Origin of the sequence: Shewanella sp. NKUCC05_KAH (assembly GCF_019345585.1) — a bacterium.
Lineage (GTDB): Bacteria > Pseudomonadota > Gammaproteobacteria > Enterobacterales > Shewanellaceae > Shewanella > Shewanella oncorhynchi.
On record NZ_JAHKQZ010000002.1, the window covers coordinates 294960 to 320059 of the forward strand.

The window sequence follows — 25100 nt, forward strand, 5'->3', positions numbered from 1 at the left end:
ACACTAAATTATGGCAAAGTAGGCATTCTACTCTGGATTAATCAAGTCACCAAATCTAAACAGAGAGTTGTACCAAAATGGCGCTAAATCACCACGATAGGTCTTAACCTCTCGCTCAGACTGCTGAAAAATCACACTAATCTGCCCTTCTATACCTGTAGTTAGGCCCATAATCTCCCGTTGCTGATACCGTTCAACCACTGTGGATTTTGGAAACCCCCAGCGATTAGCAAAACCAGCAGGAAACAAGACTAACTTGGGGGCCACAGCATCAATAAAGGCTTCAGTTGACGAGGTTTTACTGCCGTGGTGGGGCGCAACGAGCACTTCACTTTGTAACTCATACTCACCACTTAAGGCACGACTTAATAGCGAAGTTTCGATTTGCTTTTCGATATCCCCCGTAAGCAGTAGACTCTGCCTGTCATCATCAATGCGTATAACACAGGAACCATTATTACCCACTAACGCTTGAGGCGGAGAAAGCAAATTCAAGCTCAGCCCTTGCCATTGAATCTGCCTTGGGCGGCAATCTTGGCCACTAAAGCCAGCCATGTCTGTGATCACTAAAGCCTTAGGGTAAGCCTCAATCAAAACAGGGGCACCACCTGCATGATCGTTATCGCTATGGCTGATAACAATATAATCAATATCTTGAATGCCTTTGGCTTTTAGGAAAGGTAATATCACCCGCTCCGCATAACTGAAGTCATCACCAAAGGCGGCACCTGTGTCGTAGACCAGCCCTCTACCATTCTTTTCAATAACCACAGCTAAACCTTGGCCCACATCCAGTAAATGCATAGCCCATCGATTATTTTGAACGGGTGACCACAGCGTAATACAGAAAAGCAAAGCGGGAATAAACAGTAAACTCAGCAGGCTTAACCAAGCAGTATAATTTTTATTTTTAGGCACATAGCGCCATAACACACCACCGATGAACGCAGATAACCCCAAGGCTAATATCGTATCTGAAAGCGCTAACCAATGGGCTGGCAATTGCTGGCTTATGTCTAGCAACTGCGCATAGGGTGATAAACTCCAATCACTTAGGCGAAGCAGTCCTAACCAAGAGAACCCAAACGCAGTACCAACCCACCAGCATATAAATCCCGCCATAGCTAATGGGATAACAACAAAACTAAACCATGGCACAGCTAGGATATTCATCCACAAGCTGTGTAAACTCACACCACCAAAGAGTGCTCCTTGCAGTAATCCAAGCCCAAGGCTCAAGCGCCACTGGATGGCCCAAAATTGTAAAAGCCCCGCGCCTACACGCGTCCTTCGAGTCGACACAGCCGTGAACTCTTTGGGCTGGATGACTAAGGTATATAAAATCACCCCTAAAGCACAAAACGACAGCCAAAATCCCGCACTTAAACAAGCAAGCGGGTCGAGTAACAATACGACAAACAATGCAAACAGCAAGCGCTCCCACGCAGTAGAAAATCGCTTTAATAAACTCAGTAGCATTAACAGTAAAATCATCACGAGTGCACGCTGAGTCGATACACCAAAACCTGCAAGATAGGCATAAAATGCTGCGCCTATACCTGCCGCGACTAACGCAAAAGTCATATTACGTCGACTCTGATGTGACACCAAACGACTCAATCCAAACAAAAGGCAAGCGTATACCCATGCCGCGACAACGGAGAGGTGCAAACCGGAAATCGCCACTAAATGGCCAGTGCCAGTCTGCCTTAGTGCTTGCCAACGAGCTTGTGAGATCAAATGCTTATCCCCCAAAAGCAAGGCGAGTAAAATGTCACCTTGAGGTAAAGAGGCTAATTCAGGTGTCAATGCGCTTATGAGGTCATTACGCAATGAAGGCGAAACCGCAAGTAACTGCGCCTCAATCACTCGCCCTTTACCGACCACATGTTGACTGATTAATTGTTTTTGTTCGTTGTAGCCGCCTTGATTTAGCACGCTAGCAATGCTCTTAGGTGTCAAGGTAAACAGCCAAACCTGACCCACATCGACTTCTGGCGGATCTTTCCACGTGAGTCGCAATTTTGCGTTTGGCCCTAAGATTAAATTTGGTTTAATGAGCGATATATCCAAACTTAGCCAGTCGCTGTTTCGACTAACTAGTGATATGATTTCGCCCCTTACCTGTATAGGTTGTTGTAACACTGGCAAATCCTGCCTAGATAATCCTAAGCAAAAACCAGTTAGCCATGCTACCGCAAAGAGCCCTCCTGCACAGACAGGGATTTTTCGGTGTAAGATTAACGCCCCAACAACAAGGTAGGGTATGTAACTGACTGGCGGCAGCGAAGGCCATAACATCGCTGATAATAAGATGGCACTAAAGCCAAACATGAATCGATTCATAGTGAATTAAGTTAAGACAGCAATTTCAGCATATGCCAAAAAAATTAATTAAAAGATTTATGCCTAAGCCTGAAACCTTGCGTGAGCATAAACACTTACGCATGTTCGGACGCTTGTTACATAATCCCAATCTATGGGCACTTAATCGAAAATCCGCCCCAGGCGCATTTGCCGTAGGGTTATTTGTCGCTTGGATCCCCATGCCATTTCAGATGGTTGTTGCAGCGGCTTTTGCCATTCTATTTAACGTTAATATTCCTGTTTCAGTTGCATTAGTATGGATAACCAATCCCTTAACTATGCCAGTGATGTTTTATGGTGCGTATTTACTCGGTGCTAAAATACTCGGCCATGCTCCGCAAGATTTTGCCTTCGAAGCAAGTTGGCAATGGATTGAAGCATCGCTTGCGACCATAGGTCCGGCATTCTTACTCGGGTGTCTCGTGCTAGGAGTGGTTTTTTCCGCTGTTGGTTATTTGCTGATTAATAATCTGTGGAAATATTCAATTATGTTTAAGTGGCAGAAACGCAAGAATAAATAATCTCTTATATTCAAACCGCTTATGTTGGTACAACGATTGAGTCGAGATAACAGCATAAGCGGATTAACACATTCGCTCTCGCTTCCCTTTTGTTCATCATGTGAATCACCTTCTACATACAAGCACGTTAACTCCACTTTGCGCCGAATTTAAGATCGTACATATCTGTGAATTAAATCACACAGCGGCGCCTAGCTTTTCCCTAAAAATAGATTTTTGCTGTTACTATTTATAAAAACATCAAGTAGGGAATATCCATGCCTTTTTATCATCAATATGGTTCTAAAAGCCTTAAAGCCGTTGAACACTTAGTCCTATTTATTATTGCCATTGCCACCGTTGTCGCAATAGGCCAAGAAATTGTGCATATCATCTCTGTACGTATGGTCGCACTGGCTGATTTACTCTTGTTATTTATTTTCTTAGAAGTATTAGCCATGGTGGCTAACTACTATGAATCCGGTAAGTTACCAGTACGTATGCCGCTTTATATTGCGATTGTCGCCTTGGCCCGTTACCTAATCTTAGATATGAAGAGCATGGAAGACTGGCGTATCGCAGCAATATCATTATCGACGCTAATTTTAGCGGCAACCGTGATTGTGATTCGTTGGGGCCAATTAAAAATGCCTTATCCAAAAAATCAAGAATACGACAATTAATCAAATACCTGAGTTGGTGCTATTGAAACCTAAATCAATGGCACCTGCTGTTCTCGTTTTAAAACTATTATCAAAGACCTAGCTTTCACATTGGTATTCTGCCAAAAAGCAATTATGCTAGTTTTACTGAGATCAATAATTTACGGGGCAATTGAGTTATGGGTGACCATACTACTGGTTTTGAAGAAAAACGCACATCACTGCGAGTCGACATGGAAGCAGAGCGCGTGGTCTTGAATTGGATCGACACTCAAGGCATGAGGCAAACTGATGAAGGTGTATGTATCGACTTAGCAAGACGCGGCATTTTATTCGATTATAAAAATCCGTTTGCACTGGGCGAACTCATCGAAGTGACCTTTAATCCCAATTCAACCCAACAAAATACTGTTAAAGGACAAGTCTGCCGTTGCGCGAGATGCCATGACCAAAGCTACCATATTGCTATGCAACTGCTTTAATTTAACTTAAATTTCGCAGCTTTAATGGCTCTGTTCTACACTTAATGAATTGAACAATTCATTAAGGGGCGTCTGTATGATCTTGCTGGTAGGTGGTGAAAAAGGTGGTAGCGGAAAAAGTTGTCTCGCTCAAAATCTTGCCGTTTATATTAAGCAAAAATTTCAGGCAAACGTCCTCATGGTCGATTGTGATCCCCAACGCACGACTTCAGATTGGATCCAAGCAAGAAATAATGATCCAAGCCTCCCAAGTATTAATTGCATCCAACTTTACGGCAAGATTCGTAATGATTTACTCAGCCTCAATGAGCGTTTTGACTACGTAATTGTAGATTGTGGTGGCCAAGATAACTTAGCCATGCGCGCAGCTATGTCGGTAGCGACTTATGTTGTGATCCCCCTCAGACCCAAAAGACGCGATCTCAAAACATTACCCCACATGGAAGACATGCTAAGCACTTGTAAAATGGTGAATCCTAAAATGATCGCGACTATAGTGCTAACCCAATGTCCAGCGCTTCCTACACAGTTTAAACGCATTTTAGAAGCCAAAGATGTGGTGCAATCCTTTGGACTAAGGGTGCTAAATTCAGTTACATTTTGTCGAAATATTTATGATGACAGTGAAGAAAGAGGCTCTTCAGTCGTCGAAATAGAACCCGATGGGAAAGCAGCTGATGAGATCCGCGCCATAGCGGATGAGTTATTCGCAATGCCACCAGAAAATAGCTATGAGCTTAACTGATCTTAAACGTAAGAAACCTAAGCAAATCATCAAGCCGGTTTCTGTCGATGATTTCATTGAAGATGCCAATAACTACGCCTTAGGTAAGGCGAGTTTATTAGCTGCGCCCACCACACACACCATAGTTAAGGGCTTAGATAAAAAATCGACTAAGATTTATCGCCACGCGACCTTTACCCTCACTGAAAACAGTATTTCTCAGCTTGACGCCCTATCGAAATCCACCAATATTGCAAAATCTCGATTACTGCGTATTTTGATCAATGAGTTTACCCTACTCACTCCCGCACAGCAGGAGCAAATTGCAAATAAGCGCCACGATGAAACCTGAGCTTCAACAAAACGATTACACGTCTAAGTGGCTAAAAACTAATCAACGAAATAAAATGAGTACACGCTATTGTCACTGTGTATTATACCAATCACATTAAATAGTTAGTCAGTTCAGAGCCTCACCGGCATCTCAATCCAAGACGCATTGACGCAGAAATGGTCATTCCCTTTTAAGTAATGCAACACCGGAGTGGAATGCCTGTGGCTCCCGAAGGACGGCTGATATTCACTGCATGGCAACACGCTTATACAGCGTTTAATGCTTTGGACAGAGCACCGCTATGCCTTCAAGCCTTCGCCTTGTCTAAAGCGAGTTAAATTCCCGCTGAATAAACAGATAGTTAATACGATTGGTATTAATGCTCACACTTTCGCCCTGCTACAAGTTGTATACCTTGGGACGTTTCGTAAAACTTACCTTTACCTATGAGTAACTCAATTAATGCTTCGGCACTCAAATCAGTTGCACTACAAGTATGGTATCGAGCCGCCGAGCCAAACTTTTACTCCATCATGGAAATTAATTCAGGCTTTATAATAGCGGCCCCTTGAGCTACCATCAGCGCCATAACATCATGACCGTGAACAGAATTGGACATATGTCCTCCTAAAGATGCAATATTATTGTTCTTTATATCCTAACGGTTAAATTCGAACCCTGATCTCGCGCACAAACTTTCAAATGGGGACGACTGCGCCGACATCTGTGACGATAATGTGAGCCATTATGTCTTTGATCCTATTACTGACCCAACAGATGTCGCTGTACTTAGTGATCGTTTACTTAGTCAGTAAAACGCCACTGTTTAAACTGTTTGCCGAAACGTCTCCTCGTCTGCCACATAAGATTTTTATGTATCTGATTTTTTCGAGTTTCTGCATCATGGCCACTTATTTTGGTGAGCAAACCTCAGGAGCGATTGCCAACACTCGTGCTATGGGCGCCGTTTTAGGCGGATTATTAGGAGGACCGGTTACTGGTTTTCTGGTGGGGCTGACTGGTGGGCTACACCGCTACAGTATGGGCGGCTTTACTGATATAGCCTGCGCCATCTCCACCACCTTAGAAGGCTTATCCGCTGGGATGATAAGCTTCTACTTAAGACGCGCAGATAAAAGTGAGCTCATCTACAATCCATTACTCGTTTGCCTAGTGACTTTTTATGCTGAAATGATGCAAATGAGCATCATACTTTTGGTCGCACGCCCCTTCGATGATGCATGGGAATTAGTACGTCAAATCGCGCCGCCCATGTTGTTAGTGAACTCCGTGGGAGCTGCACTCTTTATGAGCATGATCCGTGACCAAAAAACCATGTTTGATAAACTCTCATCGAGCTTTTCGACTAAGGCATTAAAAATTGCCGAACGCAGTGTCGGATTACTATCCAAAGGATTTAACGAAGAAAGTAGTAGTCATGTCGCCCAAATCGTCATCGAAGAAACCAATGTGGGTGCTGTGGCCATCACGGACAGGGAAAAACTGTTAGCCTTTATTGGCATAGGCGCCGATCACCATCTCCCTGGTACACCGATTTCATCTAAAATCACCTTAGAAGCCATCAATCAAAATAAGGTCATGTTCGCCGATGGCGTTGAAACGCCCTATGCATGCTCTATTTCTTCTCATTGCCGTCTAGGGTCAAGTCTAGTGATCCCGCTGCGCAGTGATACTGAAGTCATTGGCACGATTAAACTCTATGAGCCTAAGAATAAACTTTTTTTGAATATCAACCGTACTTTAGGTGAAGGTATTGCCCGCCTATTATCAAACCAAATTCTTTATGGCCGGTTTGAGCAACAGCAAAATCTACTGACTCAAGCCGAACTTAAATTGCTACAGGCTCAGGTCAATCCGCACTTTTTATTTAATGCACTGAATACCATTAGCGCGATTATCAAACGTGATCCTGATATGTCTAAGCAGCTACTGCAGCAGTTATCGCAATTTTTACGGATCAATTTAAAGCGAACGACAGGCTTAGTGACGCTTGGGGATGAGCTAGATCACATAGCGTCCTATCTCACCATTGAAAAAGCGCGTTTTATTGATAAATTACAAGTCAGTATCGCGATACCTGAATCACTCTACCACTGTAAAGTCCCCGCCTTTACCCTGCAGCCAATTATTGAGAATGCCGTAAAGCACGGCACTTCGCACATGATTGAGCAAGGGCAGATTAAAGTAACTGGCAAGCTCGAAAATGATGTGCTGGAGCTAGAAGTCACAGACAATGCCGGGTTGTATCAGCCCATAGAGGGCTCAGAAGGCCTAGGGATGAACTTAGTGCATAAGCGAATTCAGAATATTTTTGGCGAACAATACGGCGTGACAGTGGAGTGCGAGCCCGATCAATTGACTCGTGTCACCATAAGATTGCCCATAGAAAGCCCTGAAACATCAAATATGGATAACCGCACGTGATCACTTGTTTAATTGTCGATGATGAGCTGTTTGCTCGTGAAGAATTAGCTGACCTTTTGGGGCAAGAACACGACATCCAAATCGTCGGTCAATGCGCCAATGCTATTGAGGCATTACAGAGCATAACCAAAGAAAAACCTCAGTTAATCTTTCTTGATATCCAAATGCCACGCATTTCGGGCATGGAACTTATTGCAATGCTCGACCCCGATGACATGCCGAAAATCGTGTTTGTCACCGCCTACGACGAATTTGCCGTCAAAGCCTTCGACAATCATGCCTTCGATTATTTACTCAAACCCATAGATGCCGACAGACTCAGTAAAACCCTCACTCGTGTGCGTAAAAATCTAACGCCTCAGGCTATGGACTCCATTACCCCAAAGAATCTTGAACATATTCCCTGTTACAGCGGCAATAAACTCAAAGTCATTGCAATCCAAGATGTGGAATATGTGTTCAGTGACTTAAGCGGCATCCATGTGGCCAGCACGAAAGGCAAAGTCCATACCCAGTTGACCTTGAAAGTGTTCGAAGAAAAAACCCCACTGGTGCGCTGCCATCGGCAGTATTTGATTTCACCTAAGGCGATTGCTGAAATTGAGCTGTTAGATACAGGGGCTGAAGTCACCACTCATTTAGGCGATAAAGTCCCCGTATCACGCCGCTATCTTAAAAGCCTTAAACAGCTATTTGGCTTTCAATAAACACAATTAAAAAGTCATCTTAGCGACGTATTTTTAGCCATAAGATGGCCAACAACACTCACCGTTAACATACAATGGTAACCACTTAAGCTCGCCTATTGCCGCTCACACTGCATTTTCGACCACTCATTGAGATTACAAAGTTTTATATCAACAACTTGTTTACACTCGCCAGAACTCAAATGGGGAGATAACAAAAATGATGTGGTTCCTACTCTGTGTCGGTCTACTGATCGGCGGCTACTTTATCTACGGCGCCTTTGTCGAGAAAGTCTTCGGCATTAACGCTAATCGTCAAACACCCGCTTTCAGTCAAACTGATGGCGTCGACTTTGTGCCTATGTCTAAAGGCAAAGTCTATCTAATTCAATTATTAAACATTGCAGGCGTAGGCCCAATCTTTGGTCCTATCTTAGGTGCACTCTATGGTCCTGCAGCCATGTTGTGGATTGTGGTTGGCTGTATCTTTGCAGGTGCAGTACATGACTACTTCTCCGGTATGTTGTCAGTGCGCAATGGCGGTCAATCCGTGCCAAACCTTGCGGGTAAGTATTTAGGTAAGAGCGCCAAACACTTCATGAACGTGTTTGCTATTGTGCTGTTACTGCTCGTCGGTGTGGTCTTTATCTCTGCGCCTGCTGGCTTACTTGGCAAGCTTACTGGTTGGGATGTCAGTATCTTCGTTGGTATAATCTTCGTCTATTACCTGATTGCAACTGTGGTACCTGTCGATAAAATTATCGGTCGTCTGTACCCCTTCTTTGGCGCTTTATTGTTCTTCATGTCGTTTGGTTTAGCTTTCGCAATTATGCTATCAAGCGAGCATACCTTACTGCCTAACGTACAAGCGGGCGATTTCTTCCAAAACTTAAATCCGAACGACATGCCACTTTGGCCTGCCCTATTCATCACTATTGCCTGTGGCGCGGTATCGGGTTTCCATGCTACTCAATCACCGTTAATGGCCCGCTGCGTTGAAAACGAGACAAATGGTCGCTTCGTCTTCTTTGGCGCCATGATTGGCGAAGGCATAATCGCATTGCTTTGGTGTGCCATCGCGTTGTCTTACTTTGGCGGAGTAGAAGGGTTGAGTGCGGGTATGTCAGGTAACCCTGCCAACGTCGTCTATGAGGCCTCTACCGGTCTGTTAGGCGCTATCGGTGGCTTTATGGCTATCCTAGGGGTGATTATTCTGCCGATTACCTCAGGCGATACGGCTTTCCGCTCTGCACGTTTGATTCTGGCTGAATTTTTCAATATGCCACAAATCTCACTACCAAAGCGCTTAGTGTTAGCTCTCCCACTATTTGTTATCGGCGGCATATTGACCCAAGTGGACTTTGGTGTGATTTGGCGCTACTTCGGTGTAGCAAACCAAGCCACTGCAGTATTAATGCTGTGGACGGCTTCGGCTTACCTGCTACGACATAACAAACTGCATTGGATTGCGACAATTCCAGCGATGTTTATGACCACTGTGGTAATCACCTTCCTACTGAACTCGTCAACCTTAGGCGCAGGTTTACCTATGACGGTATCAACCATAGCGGGCATAGTCACAACCTTAGTGATTACAGCACTCTTGATTGTGAAAACCAAAGGTAAAGGCGAAATTGATTTACCGGTTGAAACTGAGCTTAAAGAGCCAGTCAAAGACTAGTCAAACAGTCCAAATGACCAACCTAAAACAGGCGCTTTATTGCGCCTGTTTTGATCATACTGCTCCACCAATAACAGCTATCACAGGTTTAAGCTAGCAAGGTATTCAAGCTTGACTCGATACCATTCCACACTGTATCAGGCATACAAAACTGCTATACTCCCGCCATAGCACATTGCAACATGCATAATATGAATCAATCGAATAACCCGCTCCACGGCATTAAACTGGAAACGATCATCACTTATTTAGTCGAGAAATACGGCTGGGAAGAATTAGGGGAAAGAATTAATATCCGCTGTTTTACCCACGATCCCAGCATCAAATCCAGTTTACGTTTTTTGAGAAAAACAGAGTGGGCGCGGGATAAAGTCGAATATCTTTATTTAAGAGCCAATAAATTACCCTTGCCGCCACCCAAAGCAGACTCTAGTCAAGCGGCTAAGAAGCCTGCGGCAAAAATTGCGACGAAGAAAACCAATCAAACTCCCCCTGACAAGTCTGTTAAAAGCGATAAACCTAGCACAGATGACAAAGTAAATAGTCATATTTGGGGTAACAGTTAATCTTCGCCCTCTGCAGCCATAAAACGTGAACAGTCCTCACTTGAGGGCTGTATTGTCATCAGCAATATCGCGCTTTTTGCCAAATAAGCCAAAAATTAGCTTCAGTTTTCCAATTAATGGCCGATAGCGATTTGAGTATCAACACAGTTTGCATCTAATGGAGTATGGAATGAGCATTAATGGAATAAACAGTGCCACAATCGGCTCAACTTTCACTCCGGTATCGGGCGCATATATCGCAGCAACTCCTGCCACAACAAAAACGGCGACTAATGAATCGACAGCAGATGCGCAGGATACTCAAGACACAGTCTCCATTTCTTCAGCCGGCCGCGCCGCATTGTCCGCAGATGTAGGTGCCCCTTTAAGAGACAATGCTGCAGCCAAAAAAGATGGAACAGAAAATGATGCGTCAGAAGAGCCCATGACGTTAATCGACCAACAAATCCAGAAAATAAAAGAGCAGATCAAAGCACTACAAAAAATGCTGGCCAAACTTAAAGGAGATGACTCTGAGGTTGCAGAGCAACAACGTAAGCTAATCCAAGAACAAATAATGCAGCTAAGTAGTCAAATAGCAACCTTGACTGATAAGAAGATGCGCGACGCGCAAAAGTCAGCTTAGACAAGATAACTGACCAATAGTCTTTGTAATACAGCCCGTAATGGATGATAACCTAGATAGGAAAGCTAAACATTAAACGCCAAACATTGAGCCCATCGCCACGACGATAACTGAATCCGATGCGATCAACACTCAATAATTCACCGCCTAACGGCTTAGAAAACGCGAGGGAAAAACCGGCCTCATAACTGCCTGAAACTATGGTATCTTGCTCTATCTCGCTAATAAATCTAAGTTCATTGAAATACCAATAGCCTACAGCAAAGATCCTTGGTTGCACCTGCAGATCCCACCATTGCCAGCGTGGTGCTAACCCTAAATCAACACCTGTTTGTAGTACTGCAAATTGATCCGAAAACTTACCATAGTGCTCGCTGTACCCTGCAAAGCGTAATCTCGATACCCACACAGCATCCTGCCCTGCTAAGGTAAAGTCATACAAGCTACTGATCCCTGAGGCGATAATAGCAACGTTATCGTTTTTATCGAAGTTAGTGCCAAAACCGATATCTAAATACCCTTCCATTCGAGTATTTTCGTTCGCCTGCCAATGATGCTCAAAACCTGGGGTAACTGTCATAGTACCTATCGACGACGGTAACTCGCCTTCAGTGATATCTTTGGCTAAATAATCAAAAAAGCCAAAGGAGATAGGTAAACGTAACCAAGTTTGGCTACCACTATCTTTCTTCAAATCAAAAGTTAACGGAATACTAACGACGGTCGCATTTTGGTTTGCAGCGCGGTAAACGCCAGTGCCAAGATAACTACCAAAGGCGTAAACGGAATTTGGATTAGTGCTAGTTTCTATCGGATTACTACCATTAGCATTATTAGGTGCATGATTGATAGAAAAGTCGGAATAATCCGCTTGAGATGCAGATACGAATGTATTTGTAGCAGAGACACTATCGGCAAAGGTGGTAGGAATAACGCTCAGTAATGCCAAGCACATTAGCGACAAGCTTAATAGCAACCGACTGAAAAAATGGCTCAATTGACTTAAACCTTCCTCATTTTTAACTCAATCGGTTGACTCATCATGATGACAAAATTACTTATTTTCATCCATAAAATGATATTCAGACATCATGTGTCCAAGCTCAGTGGATTTAGTTTTTAAGTACGCTTCGTTATAACGATTTTTACCAACTTGCAGTGGTACGCGCTCAACCACTTCGATGCCAAACTCCTTCATCGCTTTCACTTTACGCGGATTATTGGTCATCAAACGCACATGCTTCACCCCTATCTGTTCCAGCATAGGCTTGATCATGTCGTATTTACGCATATCCGCTTCGAAACCGAGTTGCTCGTTGGCTTCAACCGTGTTGGCGCCTTTATCTTGCAGCTCATAGGCGCGAATTTTATTCAGCAAACCAATGCCACGGCCTTCTTGGCGTAAATAGAGGATAAAGCCACTGCCCGTTTCCGCAATATTTTGCATGGCAGCTTGTAACTGAAAACCACAGTCACAACGCAAGCTAAATAAAGCATCGCCGGTTAAACACTCGGAATGAATACGGCCCAACACAGGTTCATCCGCACTGAGAGTACCGAATGTGAGCGCAACATGCTCTTTACCTGATTCGGTATCTTCAAAACCATGCATGGCAAACACGCCCCAAGGAGTGGGTAACTTTGACGTCGCGACATATTTTATCGACATACTTAACCTTAACGACAACTCTCATTCCATGAGACGAATAAGATCCCTAGAAACAAAACGAGGATTAGGCACTTAGCCAACTAAGCGCACTATTCTAAAGTGTTTTCGAACAATCCAGAAATACTTTAGTGTTTTAATCAACTAAACCAAACATGAATGTCTTTTCGATGGGCAGCACGAAGGAATGGATTAAAACGAAGCAGTGCATAAATACAAGGAGCACAAACACGCGATCGACACTCGATCCCGTGCCAGTGACATCCTATCCCACATTAAAATTTTGCGGGAGCGTATCCAGTAACTTCCGTTAGCCCCATTTCACGGCCGATAGCCGTCATAGGGTGGATTACCACAAGCCCTTTGACAGACTTTTTCAGTTTGCCCATGTCCGCTTGTTCCGCTTTTGTCAAAGCACGATGGAAAGGCAAACCTTTGATATCTGACCCTTGCTTATTCAATAAGCGGGTTTGTTGCCCTTTCACACTGCCGATTTGCTTAGTGACCGCAGCGATTTCGCGTTTGAACTGGGCAATAATGACGTCATCGCCTCTTTGTTCAGCCGCAGCAAGTTTACGACGAAATTTATCTAATTTATCGTTAAGCTGCTGCAGTTCTTGCTTTAAATTCATTCTGTTACCTTAAATTACCTAAGTTAGCCACAGTAAAATCTTAGCCTGATTATGCTAGCGTCTGTGTCAAGGCCTGAGATTATAGCAGCAAGTTACAGATCCTCGTTACCGCTTTTATAACAAACGAATGATCTGATTGCTGCTACCGCGAAAGACAAGACTCGGATCGGCAAGACTTTGTTCAAATTTTCCGTCCACCAGCACATCAATATAGGCCAACACGGCGCGCTGTTCATCACTCAACTCATCGAGCACATAACCTGTCCACAGCCAAATATCCTTCCCCTTACACTCAGCCTTGACTCGTTTGACGAGCGTCAAAATGGCACTGAGATTGACAGGCAATAAAGGATCTCCGCCCGAAAGCGATAAACCACGGCGCACAATCCGCTGATCATTGAGATCGGCAATAATCCTATCTTCCATCGTCCTATCAAACACATGCCCAGAACGGGGATCCCACGTGCTTTGGTTGTAACAACCGCGGCACTGGTGCTCACAGCCAGAGACAAACAAGGTCGCACGGGTACCTGGGCCATTGACCACATCGATAGGGAAATACTGATGGTAATTCATTGATGGTCACTCACAGTGCATTTCATCTTTTAACATTGGTATTTACCCCATGGCACCATTGATGCCACGTGATGCCACGGAATAAGTCTAACAGGCAGAATAAGGTAATAGTGTTACAAGTGTTTGATCCTGCGTTTTACTTCTTCTTGCTTGCCATAATTAAAGGGCCGCGCATCAGGACTGCCTAAGTAACCGCACACACGGCGCGTCACTGAAACCCGACTAGGCTCATGATTGCCACACTTAGGGCAAGTGAACCCTTTACTGGTACAACTAAATTCGCCGGTAAAGCCACAGTCATAGCATTCATCAATTGGTGTGTTAGTGCCATAGTAAGGCACGCGGCTGTAGCTATAATCCCAGACGTTTTCCAGCGCTTCGAGGTTATGCTGCATATTGGGATATTCGCCGTAACAAATAAAACCACCGTTCGCGATAGCGGGATATGGCTGTTCAAAATCAATTTTATCGTAAGGATTTACGCTTTTTTCCACATCAAGGTGGAAACTATTAGTGTAATAGCCCTTGTCCGTCACCCCTGTGACTAGGCCAAATTGCTTCGCATCCAGTTTACAAAAACGGCTGCAGAGACTCTCACTTGGCGTGCTATACAGACTAAAGCCATAACCTGTTTCGGCCTTCCACGCATCGGTAGCCGCTTTAAGATAAGCTACAATAGCAACGGCTTTTTCCCTTAATTGTGCATCATCAAAGACATGGGTTTGGGGACCATAGAGTGCATTCATAGTTTCATGCAAGCCAATGTAACCGAGTGAAATTGATGCGCGGCCATTTTTAAAGATTTGCGCCACATCATCATCAGCCCGTAAACGTACACCACAGGCGCCTTCCATATAGAGGATAGGTGCCACGCGGGCTTTAACACCGTTCAGTCGCTCAATACGGGTATCCAGTGCTTTACGGGCTATTACTAATCTGTCATCTAAAATGCGATAAAATTCAGCCTCATCGCCATTGGCTTCTAAGGCAATCCGCGGCAGGTTTAAACTGACCACTCCCAAATTATTACGCCCTTCATGCACAAGCTCGCCATTTTCTTCATAGGTGCCTAAAAAGCTACGGCAGCCCATTGGGGTTTTAAATGAACCGGTAACTTTCTCGACTTGCTCGTAATTGAGGATGTCGGGATACATACGCATTGTCGCGCATTTGAGCGCCATCTGTTTTACATCGTAATTGCAATCGCCCGCTTTATGATTAATACCATCACGAATCGCAAACACTAGCTTAGGGAATACTGCAGTCTTGCGATTTTTACCCAATCCCGCCATCCGCACTTTGAGCATTGATTGCTGAATTAAGCGTGATTCCCATGACGTGCCTAAACCAAACCCGAAGGTCACGAACGGTGTTTGGCCATTGGCAGTGTGTAAGGTATTGACCTCATATTCCAAAGACTGGAATGCATCGTGACATTCTTTTTCAGTTTGCGCCGTGGCAAAGGCTTTGGCGTCGGTGATCTTCCAATTCAGTGCAATTTGGTAATGCTTGTCGTAGCTCTTAGCGACAAATGGCGCTAACACTTCATCGATACGGTTGATAGTAGTGCCGCCATAGATATGGCTCGCCACTTGGGCAATGATCTGCGCGGTCACCGCTGTCGCTGTTGAAATAGACTTAGGGGTTTCAATTTCGGCATTACCCATTTTAAAGCCGTGGGTCAACATGCCAGCTAAATCAATCAACATGCAGTTAAACATCGGGAAAAACGGCGAGTAATCTAGGTCGTGGTAATGGATCTCGCCCGCTTCATGGGCAGCGACCACATCCTTTGGCAAAATATGACTCTTGGCGTAATGTTTCGCGACTATGCCCGCGAGTAAATCCCGCTGAGTAGGAATGACTTTTGAATCTTTATTAGCATTTTCATTGAGTAAAGCCGCATTGCTTTGCTCAACTAAACCACGGATTTCGAGGTTGAGTTTACTGGTCGCTTCACGGCACACATCTCTGTCGTGACGGTATTCGATATACACCCGCGCCAGGGACTTGTACGGCCCTTCCATCAGTAAATTCTCAACCGCATCTTGTAGATGGTGGATATCGACTTCTGCTAATGGCGCGACGCTCTGACTGATACACGCTGCCACTGTCGCTGCATAGTCGCCATCCTCTATTCCAACTGAGTTTGCAGCGGCATTCACTGCATCCCGTATCCTTGTTTCATCAAAAGGTGTGCGGCAACCATCACGCTTAATTACGACTGGCATTGTTCAGTTCCTCTCCATCTCGCCTAAAAATTAACACTACATCTAGTGATTTTAAAAGCACAAAACACAATATGTAGAGCATTAGGCTACAATGACGGTAAGGAGTCCATGATCCAGATCATAGTTTTTAGGATGAAATAAAAGAACAAACAAGAACTGCAGCTAGGCCCAATTATCTGAAAATTGCGCCTTGACCTGCTGATTAAACCCAGCTAGTTGAATGCGTGACAATTTGTGTTTATCACGCACTATGGATGTGAATTAACGTTTAGCAAGCGCAAGATAACTACTGAGTTGGCCCGATGCAGATTGATGTGCCCCCATAGATGAAGCGAGTTGCATCATAGATTTTAGCCCCTGCCACTGCTGCTTTTGAGCATCCGTAAGCGGAGGTTCAGAATTCAAATAATCCGTCAATTGGCTAAGGACTTTCGTGGCCTTCTGGGCTAGCACCGGCGACTGAGCATCATCCATATTGGTTAAGACGTTCTTAGCATCTACTAAGGTATTGATAAGAGGATTATTGGGTGATTTTTTAGCTAATGATTTTATTTCATCATCTAAAAAATCTTGCAACGATTGTTTAGTCGGCGTTGTTGTGCTCGGCACTGTAATACCGTTTTTCGATAAACGCTCGAGTTGCACATCCGATAAAATGCCATCCTTTTGTAAGCGCGACACCAATGCAGGAATATCGGCGACGCCAAATTGACCATCGGCAAAAAAATCCTTCGCCATCGATTGAATTTTCTGTGCGCGTTGCGCCCGTGGCGACAGCGCTATCTCATCGGTTTTACCTTTATCGGGTTTGGTAGCATCCGTCTGCGTTTTATTCGTTTCTGTCGTAGTATCGGTTTTAGCCGTGCTCGTCTTTTGGCTATTGGCACCATAGGCATCGGCGATACTGGCACTGCTGCGATTAAGATTAAAGGCATTTAAAATAGAATTCATCGTCAAAAATTCGGCGTCTAAGACTCAATGACGGTTTTAAAGCAAAAACTAAGCCAATCAAGTATTAATCAGTGCAACCCCTGAGTTAATAGCATCACTATGCATAAACCAACTTATATCTAGGACTGAATATCTTCGATCAAGGCAAGACATTGCCGCCTTAGTAAATCGAGTGCCTCAGCGTCCATCTGCACTTTATCAAGCAAGGTTTGCTTCAAGGCAAGAGCTTCGTGCCTGATACCCTCTCCTTGACTTGTCAGAGTGATCAGTTTTTTCCGCTCATCTTCAACGCAGGCTAATCGCGTAATCAACCCCTTCAACTCTAACCGCTTGACTATTGGCGTTAGGGTTCCCATATCGAGTTTAGTCGCCATTGATAGCTGGGTTTGGCTGCAGCCGTTTTGACGCCACAGGGTTTGCATCACTAAATATTGAGGGAAAGTTAACTCGTATGCCTCGAGTAGAGGCCGATAAGCACGCACTAATGCATTGCTCGCAGAATATAACGCGAAACAAACATTATCGGATAAACAGAGTGGATCGCTAGAAGCTTGGCTATGAGTCTGTTTTGTAGCGTCTAGCTCAGGTTGAGGTAAGCAATTCTGCACGTTTAAGCGCCTGTCATTTAAACATAACGCTATCTTATCCGATCTGTCCCACCCCATCTAGTTTGCGCGCAAACTATTTGCATTCAATCTTAAAGCCACGTAGAGTTAACATCATTAGTTTGCGCACAAACAAAAGGTGAGTTTTTATGAAGAGTATGACAGAAACCCGTGAAATCCATCTAGCTAGTCGCCCAGAAGGCATGCCTACGGCACAGAACTTTACTTTAGTAAATAAAGCGTTAGCACCGCTCGCTGATGGACAAGTGCTGATTAAAAATCTATGGATGTCGGTTGACCCTTACATGCGCGGGCGCATGGTTGATCGCAAGAGTTATGTTCCGCCCTTCGCCTTAAATCAAGTCTTAGAAGGCGGTGCGATTGGTGAAGTTATCGCGTCAAAAAACACCGAGTTCCCGGTTGGTACTAAAGTCAGCAGCATGCTAGGTTGGCGTGAACACGCAGTCACAGATACCGCAGGACTGACAGCTTTACCACTAACTACGCTTGATAATTCACATTTCCTCGGCGTACTCGGAATGCCAGGCATGACAGCTTGGACAGGACTGACTCGCATTACAGATTTAAAAGCGGGTGAGACACTGTTCGTTTCCGCAGCCTCTGGCGCAGTAGGTAGCGTAGCCTGCCAAATTGGTAAACTAATAGGTGCTCGTGTAATAGCCTCTGTCGGTTCAGATGAAAAAGCTGAATTATTAAAAAGTTATGGTGTTGATGCGGTCATCAATTACAAGACTTGTGGCAATCTTACCCAAGCGTTGACAAAAGCAGCTCCAGAAGGGGTTGACGTGTATTTTGAGAACGTCGGTGGTGAGCATTTAGCCGCAGCGCTGAGCAATATGAAAGATCATGGACGTATCGCTGTTTGTGGTATGATTTCACAATATAACAACACAACTCCAACACCTGGCCCTGACAACTTAGCCCTAATTGTAATGCGAAAACTCAAGTTAGAAGGCTTTATCGTATCCGAACATTGGGCGCATTATCCTGAGTTCACCGCAAAAATGACTCAATGGTTAGCGGAAGGCAAAGTAAAAGCAGAACAAACAATTTATCAAGGGCTTGAACAAGCACCTGATGCTTTTATCGGTCTATTTGAAGGTAAGAATCGCGGTAAAATGTTGGTCAAACTAGCCTAAGTCACCAACAAAGCGGTATAAACATCTCAATATGAGATAGCAAATAGTCGGTATCGCAAAAGTGATACCGACTTTTGTTTATCTTGCAATCAAACGCTATCTATATGAAAGCTTTTGACTCTACATTTTGCATCATCAGCCTTTCCAGAGCGCAGCTTCAATCAAGTGGGCGACTTTCTCCACCGCAGCTTCGCCGGCGGCAATCGCCTCATCAGCACGGTGAAACTCCATAGTGCCGATATTTCCCACCTCTGGCACAATACAAATATCTGGTGGATCGCCCATCAACCGCGCCCGTTTATGCCTTTGCTCTAAAATACCCATAGATTGCGACATCACAGCAATCATCCCCGGATTCGATTTAGTGCCGAGTGAAAACTTATCGGTTAGGTTGCTGACATAATCTCGGCCACGGGCGAATAAATCCATAAAGCCCGTTTCTTGTCGCGCTGGCATATCCATTTCAGCTTGGACAGTCCTTTGGCTGGTCATATTCACGGGTAACACTTGGATACGCCCAGAATGATAGCCATATAAATCCACTGCAATCACCACATCAACGCCCATGGCGCGGCTGACCGAAACAGGAACAGGATTCACCACAGCACCATCAACTAACCAGCGTTCTCCTTGTCTGACAGGAGCTAAAATCCCCGGCATGGAGCAAGAGGCCCGTACCGCTTGCCGTAAATCCCCTTCAGTAAACCAAATTTCCTGACCAGAGTATAAGTCAGTCGCGACGGCTGCAAAGGGACGATTGAGATTCTCAATATTCACATCTCCTATACGTGCATGCAGCACATCGAACACCTTGTCTCCGCCGATAAGCCCGCCCTTACGCCATCGAATATCCATCAAGCCAAGCACGTCCCAACTAGAAAAACCGCGCACCCATTTTTCTAACTCGGGTAAATGATCATGGGCGTAAGCGGCCCCCACTAAAGCCCCTACCGAACATCCAGCCACTTTATCGGGCTTAATACCCATGGCAGCTAAACCATTCAATACACCTATATGTGCCCAACCTTTCGCCGCCCCACTACCCAAGGCAATACCTACCAAAGGGGTTGTTCCGTTAGCCATAAATCATTTCTCCTGTAACTCAATGCAGTACACGATAACGTAAAATCCTGCCATATCCACTGTCAATCGGTAAAAACGACACAATTAAGAGGTTGTAATACCAATGTAAATAAATACAATCAACAGAGCATAAATGGCACACTTTCTACATCAATCCGTGCATGAAGCAGAGATAATCACCGATGTGGATAGCTGAGCAAGGGCGATTAAGGCTATAATCTGCCCTTACTAAGATTTAGGGGATATACCTTTGCAATTTACCGATTTTTCTCTGGACCAGCGTCTGCTTCAAAGCATAAAACATATGGGGATCACAGAACCCACCGCCATCCAGGAACAAGCACTGCCTATCGCATTGGCAGGTAAAGATTTAATGGCGTCATCAAAAACGGGCTCAGGTAAAACCTTAGCGTTTTTGTTACCCGCATTGCAAAGAGTCATTTCTACCCGCTCACTGTCGAAACGTGATCCTAGAGTCTTGATTTTATTACCGACTCGCGAACTAGCACATCAGGTTTATAGTCAGCTTCGCCTCCTTGTCGCCAACACCCAATACAAGGCCATCAGCGTACTGGGCGGTGAAAACTTTAATGACCAAGCCAAAGCCTTAGCGAAAGAACCGCATTTTATTGTCGCGACTCCAGGCCGTATCGCCGATCATTTAGAACAGAAGCATCTTTTTCTCAATGGCTTAGAGTTATTAGTCCTCGATGAAGCCGACCGCATGTTAGATTTAGGCTTTGCCCCGCAGTTAAAAGCCATCAACGATGCAGCCGATCATAAACGCCGTCAAACGCTGATGTTTTCTGCCACGTTAGATCACGACGAAATCAATGATATCGCAGCAACATTACTAAAAAATCCAGCGCACGTGGCGATTGGCGCGGCTCACTCTGAGCATAACGATATTCATCAACGTATCTTTTTATGTGACCACTTAGACCATAAAGAAGCGTTATTAGCCCGTTTGCTCAAAGATGAAACCCATAAACAAGTGATTATTTTTACCGCGACGCGTCCAGATACTGAGCGCTTAGCCGCTAAATTAACCACGCAAGGTTTTGCAACCGCCGCACTCAGCGGTGATTTAAAGCAGGCCGCACGAAACCAAATCATGGACCAATTTGCCCGTGGCCAACAACAAGTACTAGTGACAACCGATGTCGCCTCTCGCGGCCTGGATTTGCTCAATGTGTCCTTGGTCGTTAACTTCGACATGCCTAAATTTGCCGAAGAATACGTGCATCGTATCGGCCGTACTGGTCGTGCAGGCGCAAAAGGTGATGCGATATCGCTCGTCGGGCCAAAAGATTGGGACAACTTTAAGAAAGTCCAAGTCTTCCTCAGAAAAACCTTTGAGATCAGCACAATTCCAGGCCTAGAAGCTAAATTTAGTGGTCTAAAAAGCAAAGCTAAACAGACGCCAGTAAAACGTGTTGCTAAAGCGGAGCTTGCTAAAGGTAAGAGCAAAAGAACCAAAGCAACCACACCAGCACCGTCGCGGGATAAGCGTTTCATCACGGGCGTGGATGTCGGCGATGCTCCTATGCGTAGAAAACCTGCTGCGGCACAATTACTGCAAGACAATGATACTGAAGAAGTTTAAAACTAATTTATGCATAAAGGCCGGTGGATTTAACATCAGATATTATCTCTGATACAAATCACATAGGCATGATCTAATACTGGAAATTGACATACTAAAATTATCAGTCTGTCGCCAAGCGAATCAAAAGCGCATGGTAAACACTGATCCTCATGTCATTTCCAGCTACAATAGCGCTATTATCGATATTTTGAAGGTGTAACATGAGAGTTTGTGGTGTTGAATTAAAAGGTGGCGAAGCCATTATCAGTTTATTGAGCTATGAAGGTGAAACCTTCAATGTGCCAGAATGCCGTAAGGTGTCTTTCACCGTTTCCCAATCTGCTACCACAGAAGCTATTCGTGAGTTTCACTTCGCTTTTCATAAGCTTATGCAAGATTATCGCGTTGATGAAGTTGTCATCATAGAACGTGAGCAAAAAGGTAAACTCGCGGGTTCAGCGACAAGTTTTAAACTTGAAGCAGCCATTCAATTAGGGGAATTACCCGTCAGTCTATTGTCTCCTGTCACTATCAAAGAGCAAAACAAGCGCAATCCACCCCAAGTTGATTTCGATAGTTTAGATCTTAAAAAAGTACAGCAGTTAGCTTTCGAAGCCGCTTATGCCCATCAAAATCGCCGAATTTTTGGCAAAGTCTAAGTAATGTGATGAACTCAGGCTCCGAAGTCATTCGGAGCTAAATCCTCTATGAATCCATTAAAGTACTTAAACGGTTACAGCCTTGATATTCAGCAGCAGGTACAGCAACATCTCGATGCTGGCACATTACCCAAGCTATTGCTGAAACGTCATCCTGTCATACATAGCGTTCGTAGCGATAAAGCGCTGTACGACTATACTCAAGCGATTAAAAACCAATTTTTACGCCAGTCGTCACCACTCTCGAAAGTGATCTTTGATGACAAAATTAACATTAGTCATCATGCACTTGGCTTACATTCCTATGTCGCGCGAGTTCAAGGCAATAAAATCAAAGCTAAGAACGAAATTCGCATATCTTCACGTTTGAAGCGTGTACCTGAACCCTTATTGCGTATGGTCGTTGTACACGAATTAGCCCATTTAAAAGAAAAAGATCACAACAAAGCTTTCTATAATTTGTGTACTCATATGGAGCCGGATTATCACCAGTTTGAATTTGATTTGCGCTTATTATTGACTTGTATCGACGCTAACATATCCCCTTATTCTACAGATAAAGTCGACACCTGACCTTCGTATATTTTTCGTCCAAAACTTGACTGATAATAGTTTTCATTTAGAATGTTATAGTATCTAGCGCAGCAAAATACTGTAATGACAATGACGAAACAGAATATTGACAAACTCTTAAGCAAGTGGTGTAAAAAGCAAGCTAAAAAGCTACTCAAAACACAGGTTAAATCTGTTTCAAACACAGGGAACGCTATTACATCCTCATCACATCTACGCGCGCAGACTGATAAATCTTTGACGAATAAAAAGGCTCAACGAAAGCACCTCACCCAATTACTCTCTAAGCATATTGCTCAGCAAGAATTTGCCCATAGCAATAAATCAACACTCAAAAAACAATTAAAACTCGCGAAAGCTAAGTTTATTGCCGCAAATGATGCGACATTTTCATCGACTATTATTACTCGACTTTCTCCTTTACCCACGGAACACAGCTTTGCATTACGTCCTTTTAAAAAATCACCCTGTGGTGGCTGTCCCGCATTAAAAGGTAAATTGTGCAAGTGCGCATTAAAAGTGATGCAAAGGCGCCACGCAAGCTGATAGGCACAATTTAGCACTGCATATTTGGTTCTCTGTTCAGTCCTTAATAAAAAACGTTATAAGCTCTTCAGCCGCACAATTTTCCTCTTCACAACCTTTTGAATGACTCGCTATAACACTTCTAACTGAAGATCCTATCTATTTTATCCCCTTATGTTTTATCGCCACGACTTCGAATCGAACAAATTTTAAGCTTTTATACAACTCGAACAGTACTCGTGATAGCAGGAAAATGTCTACCACAATAAGCATTTTGGAAACAAAAATGCCGATGAAACTTTCATTTCATCGGCATTGATAAACTCTTCTAGAAAGCCAGTGCTATTGTTTATTCAAACTTTGATACTATAAATTCTATTAGCTTAGGTTTGGCTAACCTAAGTTCATTATAGCTTCACGACTCTTCACCATATTAGTGAATGTGCGTAAATCTTGATTCGCTAACTTGCTCGACATAGGAATATCGGCTTTCAACGGATCAACAGGTTTACCATTGATATGGAATTCATAATGCAAATGCGGGCCAGTCGAACGACCTGTATTACCAGATAAAGCAATCACTTGACCGCGAGTTACACGTTGACCTTTACGCACTAACGCCTTAGACAAATGTAGGTAACGGGTACGGTACTTACCACCATGTTCAATCACAATATACTTACCAGCAAACTGATGGTCCGTCACTAAACTGACAATTCCATCACCAGGTGCAACAACTTTAGTCCCGATCGGCACAGAAAAGTCTGTTCCATTATGGGGAGAAATACGCCCTGTGATTGGGTGTTTGCGATGGCTGTTAAAACGTGAACTCATACGCGGTTGTTTAGCTAACGGATAACGTTGGAATGCCCGAACTAAACTCTGACCTTTAGCATCATAATAACTACCATCAGAATATTGATATGCACTAATTTCAGAACGGCCACTTTTAATACTGACGCCTAAAATTTGGCTACTTCCCGTCGGTTCACCTTCAACATATTGATCATTTACCAAAACTGAGAATTTGTCGCCAGCTCGTAAATCACGGGCAAAATTCAATTTTTCTTTGAGTAAATCTTCAATTCGCTGAATATCTGCAGCGGCTAAGCCCATTTTTTGGGCTGAAACGTAGAAAGAACCTTTAATATCGCCAGTCAAAATTCGATTTTGCCAAACACCTTCAACGTTCACTTCTTCAACATTAAAACTACCGTCTTCATAACGCGTAAAAACCACTTGGCGGGCAGCGTTAAAATAAAGTTCTAATTTTTGTAACTGACCTTCACTATCAAGCCAAAATTGCATTCTGTTACCAGGTAACAAGGTATCAAGTGCCAAAATGTTTAAATCAGCTTCTAAAACCTTATACATAGTCTGCTGATCAACACCCGCCTTGGAAAATAACCCACTTAAGGTATCACCGGAAACGATAATTCGCTCAAACTGGGGAGCATTATTAATGAGTGCAGCTTGATCTAGGACTTCAGGTTCAGAAACTTGAGGGAGAATATTTTCAATATCGAGAACAACAGGGATACGCTGAGCAGTTGGCGTAACATGGTTATTATTCGGCATCAACATAGCAGCACCCATCAACAAACTACCCATTAATAGAATGTTCTTTTGGGTCGATGATAAGTTCTGCAAACGGGTTTGCGATAAGTTGATAAAGTTGGGTTTGCCTGTTTGCAACGCTTTTCACCTTTCGTTAACTTTGCGTTCTATTTTTGACCAGTCCCTTTGAGGGAAGCCCGAATTTTTCCCAACTTATATCAA

At 44.0% G+C, this 25100-nt stretch carries 25 protein-coding genes and 1 pseudogene; 15 read left to right on the forward strand and 11 right to left on the reverse strand.

Annotated elements, in window-relative coordinates:
- Nucleotides 1-27: 27 nt before the first annotated feature.
- Nucleotides 28-2346, reverse strand: coding sequence for a DNA internalization-related competence protein ComEC/Rec2 (locus tag KO533_RS03190; RefSeq protein ID WP_173245535.1), 2319 nt, complete (start codon nt 2344-2346; stop codon nt 28-30).
- A gap of 32 nt (nt 2347-2378) precedes the next feature.
- Here KO533_RS03190 and KO533_RS03195 point away from each other — a divergent pair, with 32 nt between their 5' ends.
- The 5 genes from KO533_RS03195 to KO533_RS03215 all read left to right on the forward strand — a co-directional run bounded on the left by KO533_RS03195 (nt 2379) and on the right by KO533_RS03215 (nt 5087).
- Entirely contained in the window at nt 2379-2888 is a 510-nt protein-coding gene (locus KO533_RS03195) for a DUF2062 domain-containing protein (protein WP_028760402.1), read from the forward strand.
- Between the two features lie 257 nt (nt 2889-3145).
- A complete protein-coding gene (locus tag KO533_RS03200; RefSeq protein ID WP_028760403.1) occupies nt 3146-3550 on the forward strand; it encodes a phosphate-starvation-inducible PsiE family protein in 405 nt (134 codons plus the stop codon).
- 158 nt (nt 3551-3708) lie between these two features.
- A complete protein-coding gene (locus KO533_RS03205) occupies nt 3709-4011 on the forward strand; it encodes a PilZ domain-containing protein (RefSeq protein WP_173245538.1) in 303 nt (100 codons plus the stop codon).
- 76 nt (nt 4012-4087) lie between these two features.
- Nucleotides 4088-4756: an AAA family ATPase gene (locus KO533_RS03210; protein ID WP_028760405.1), complete on the forward strand. Its 669-nt coding sequence runs from the start codon at nt 4088-4090 to the stop codon at nt 4754-4756.
- Complete coding sequence (locus tag KO533_RS03215) at nt 4743-5087, forward strand: replication protein RepA (protein WP_219252837.1); 345 nt, start codon at nt 4743-4745, stop codon at nt 5085-5087. Before KO533_RS03210 ends, KO533_RS03215 begins: the two co-directional genes overlap by 14 nt.
- Nucleotides 5088-5445: 358 nt before the next feature.
- Here KO533_RS03215 and KO533_RS03220 read toward each other — a convergent pair.
- A pseudogene (locus KO533_RS03220) lies at nt 5446-5688 on the reverse strand (YecH family metal-binding protein).
- A 128-nt stretch (nt 5689-5816) separates the two neighbouring features.
- Here KO533_RS03220 and KO533_RS03225 point away from each other — a divergent pair.
- The 5 genes from KO533_RS03225 to KO533_RS03245 all read left to right on the forward strand — a co-directional run bounded on the left by KO533_RS03225 (nt 5817) and on the right by KO533_RS03245 (nt 11072).
- The gene (locus KO533_RS03225) at nt 5817-7514 is read left to right on the forward strand and encodes a sensor histidine kinase (RefSeq protein ID WP_028760408.1); all 1698 of its coding nucleotides are present in this window, start codon (nt 5817-5819) and stop codon (nt 7512-7514) included.
- On the forward strand, nt 7511-8221 hold the full coding sequence (gene btsR / locus KO533_RS03230; protein ID WP_219252839.1) for a two-component system response regulator BtsR: 711 nt from the start codon (nt 7511-7513) through the stop codon (nt 8219-8221). Before KO533_RS03225 ends, btsR begins: the two co-directional genes overlap by 4 nt.
- A gap of 199 nt (nt 8222-8420) precedes the next feature.
- Nucleotides 8421-9881 carry a carbon starvation protein A gene (locus KO533_RS03235; protein ID WP_219252841.1) on the forward strand — a complete coding sequence of 487 codons (1461 nt, stop codon included), beginning with the start codon at nt 8421-8423 and terminating at the stop codon, nt 9879-9881.
- Nucleotides 9882-10063: 182 nt separating this feature from the next.
- Nucleotides 10064-10447 carry a VF530 family protein gene (locus KO533_RS03240; protein ID WP_219252843.1) on the forward strand — a complete coding sequence of 128 codons (384 nt, stop codon included), beginning with the start codon at nt 10064-10066 and terminating at the stop codon, nt 10445-10447.
- Between the two features lie 169 nt (nt 10448-10616).
- Nucleotides 10617-11072: a FlxA-like family protein gene (locus tag KO533_RS03245; RefSeq protein WP_173245551.1), complete on the forward strand. Its 456-nt coding sequence runs from the start codon at nt 10617-10619 to the stop codon at nt 11070-11072.
- Between the two features lie 52 nt (nt 11073-11124).
- Here the strand turns inward: KO533_RS03245 and KO533_RS03250 are convergent, their stop codons facing one another.
- The 7 genes from KO533_RS03250 to KO533_RS03280 all read right to left on the reverse strand — a co-directional run bounded on the left by KO533_RS03250 (nt 11125) and on the right by KO533_RS03280 (nt 17736).
- Nucleotides 11125-12069, reverse strand: coding sequence for a hypothetical protein (locus KO533_RS03250; RefSeq protein WP_219252845.1), 945 nt, complete (start codon nt 12067-12069; stop codon nt 11125-11127).
- A gap of 57 nt (nt 12070-12126) precedes the next feature.
- A complete protein-coding gene (gene ribA, locus KO533_RS03255; RefSeq protein WP_006087423.1) occupies nt 12127-12741 on the reverse strand; it encodes a GTP cyclohydrolase II in 615 nt (204 codons plus the stop codon).
- A gap of 272 nt (nt 12742-13013) precedes the next feature.
- Nucleotides 13014-13370 carry a YibL family ribosome-associated protein gene (locus tag KO533_RS03260; protein WP_028760414.1) on the reverse strand — a complete coding sequence of 119 codons (357 nt, stop codon included), beginning with the start codon at nt 13368-13370 and terminating at the stop codon, nt 13014-13016.
- Nucleotides 13371-13484: 114 nt separating this feature from the next.
- The gene (gene nrdG, locus KO533_RS03265; RefSeq protein ID WP_105252903.1) at nt 13485-13946 is read right to left on the reverse strand and encodes an anaerobic ribonucleoside-triphosphate reductase-activating protein; all 462 of its coding nucleotides are present in this window, start codon (nt 13944-13946) and stop codon (nt 13485-13487) included.
- A 113-nt stretch (nt 13947-14059) separates the two neighbouring features.
- Complete coding sequence (nrdD, locus tag KO533_RS03270) at nt 14060-16177, reverse strand: anaerobic ribonucleoside-triphosphate reductase (RefSeq protein ID WP_219252846.1); 2118 nt, start codon at nt 16175-16177, stop codon at nt 14060-14062.
- Nucleotides 16178-16438: 261 nt separating this feature from the next.
- Nucleotides 16439-17128 carry a hypothetical protein gene (locus KO533_RS03275; protein ID WP_173245565.1) on the reverse strand — a complete coding sequence of 230 codons (690 nt, stop codon included), beginning with the start codon at nt 17126-17128 and terminating at the stop codon, nt 16439-16441.
- 119 nt (nt 17129-17247) lie between these two features.
- Nucleotides 17248-17736 carry a MarR family transcriptional regulator gene (locus KO533_RS03280; protein ID WP_105252906.1) on the reverse strand — a complete coding sequence of 163 codons (489 nt, stop codon included), beginning with the start codon at nt 17734-17736 and terminating at the stop codon, nt 17248-17250.
- A gap of 146 nt (nt 17737-17882) precedes the next feature.
- Between KO533_RS03280 and KO533_RS03285 the strand changes: the two genes are divergently transcribed.
- The gene (locus tag KO533_RS03285; protein WP_219252848.1) at nt 17883-18893 is read left to right on the forward strand and encodes an NADP-dependent oxidoreductase; all 1011 of its coding nucleotides are present in this window, start codon (nt 17883-17885) and stop codon (nt 18891-18893) included.
- 135 nt (nt 18894-19028) lie between these two features.
- Here the strand turns inward: KO533_RS03285 and rssA are convergent, their stop codons facing one another.
- Nucleotides 19029-19976, reverse strand: coding sequence for a patatin-like phospholipase RssA (gene rssA, locus KO533_RS03290; RefSeq protein WP_219252851.1), 948 nt, complete (start codon nt 19974-19976; stop codon nt 19029-19031).
- A gap of 250 nt (nt 19977-20226) precedes the next feature.
- Here rssA and KO533_RS03295 point away from each other — a divergent pair, with 250 nt between their 5' ends.
- From KO533_RS03295 to KO533_RS03310, 4 genes are all read left to right on the forward strand, one after another.
- Nucleotides 20227-21582 carry a DEAD/DEAH box helicase gene (locus KO533_RS03295; protein ID WP_173496518.1) on the forward strand — a complete coding sequence of 452 codons (1356 nt, stop codon included), beginning with the start codon at nt 20227-20229 and terminating at the stop codon, nt 21580-21582.
- 203 nt (nt 21583-21785) lie between these two features.
- Complete coding sequence (locus KO533_RS03300) at nt 21786-22223, forward strand: DUF3010 family protein (RefSeq protein ID WP_028760422.1); 438 nt, start codon at nt 21786-21788, stop codon at nt 22221-22223.
- Nucleotides 22224-22271: 48 nt separating this feature from the next.
- Entirely contained in the window at nt 22272-22796 is a 525-nt protein-coding gene (locus KO533_RS03305) for a M48 family metallopeptidase (RefSeq protein ID WP_219252852.1), read from the forward strand.
- Between the two features lie 90 nt (nt 22797-22886).
- Nucleotides 22887-23342, forward strand: coding sequence for a hypothetical protein (locus tag KO533_RS03310; RefSeq protein ID WP_028760424.1), 456 nt, complete (start codon nt 22887-22889; stop codon nt 23340-23342).
- 372 nt (nt 23343-23714) lie between these two features.
- Here the strand turns inward: KO533_RS03310 and KO533_RS03315 are convergent, their stop codons facing one another.
- Nucleotides 23715-25016, reverse strand: a complete 1302-nt coding sequence (locus KO533_RS03315; RefSeq protein ID WP_028760425.1) for a peptidoglycan DD-metalloendopeptidase family protein — start codon at nt 25014-25016, stop codon at nt 23715-23717.
- Between the last annotated feature and the right edge of the window lie 84 nt (nt 25017-25100).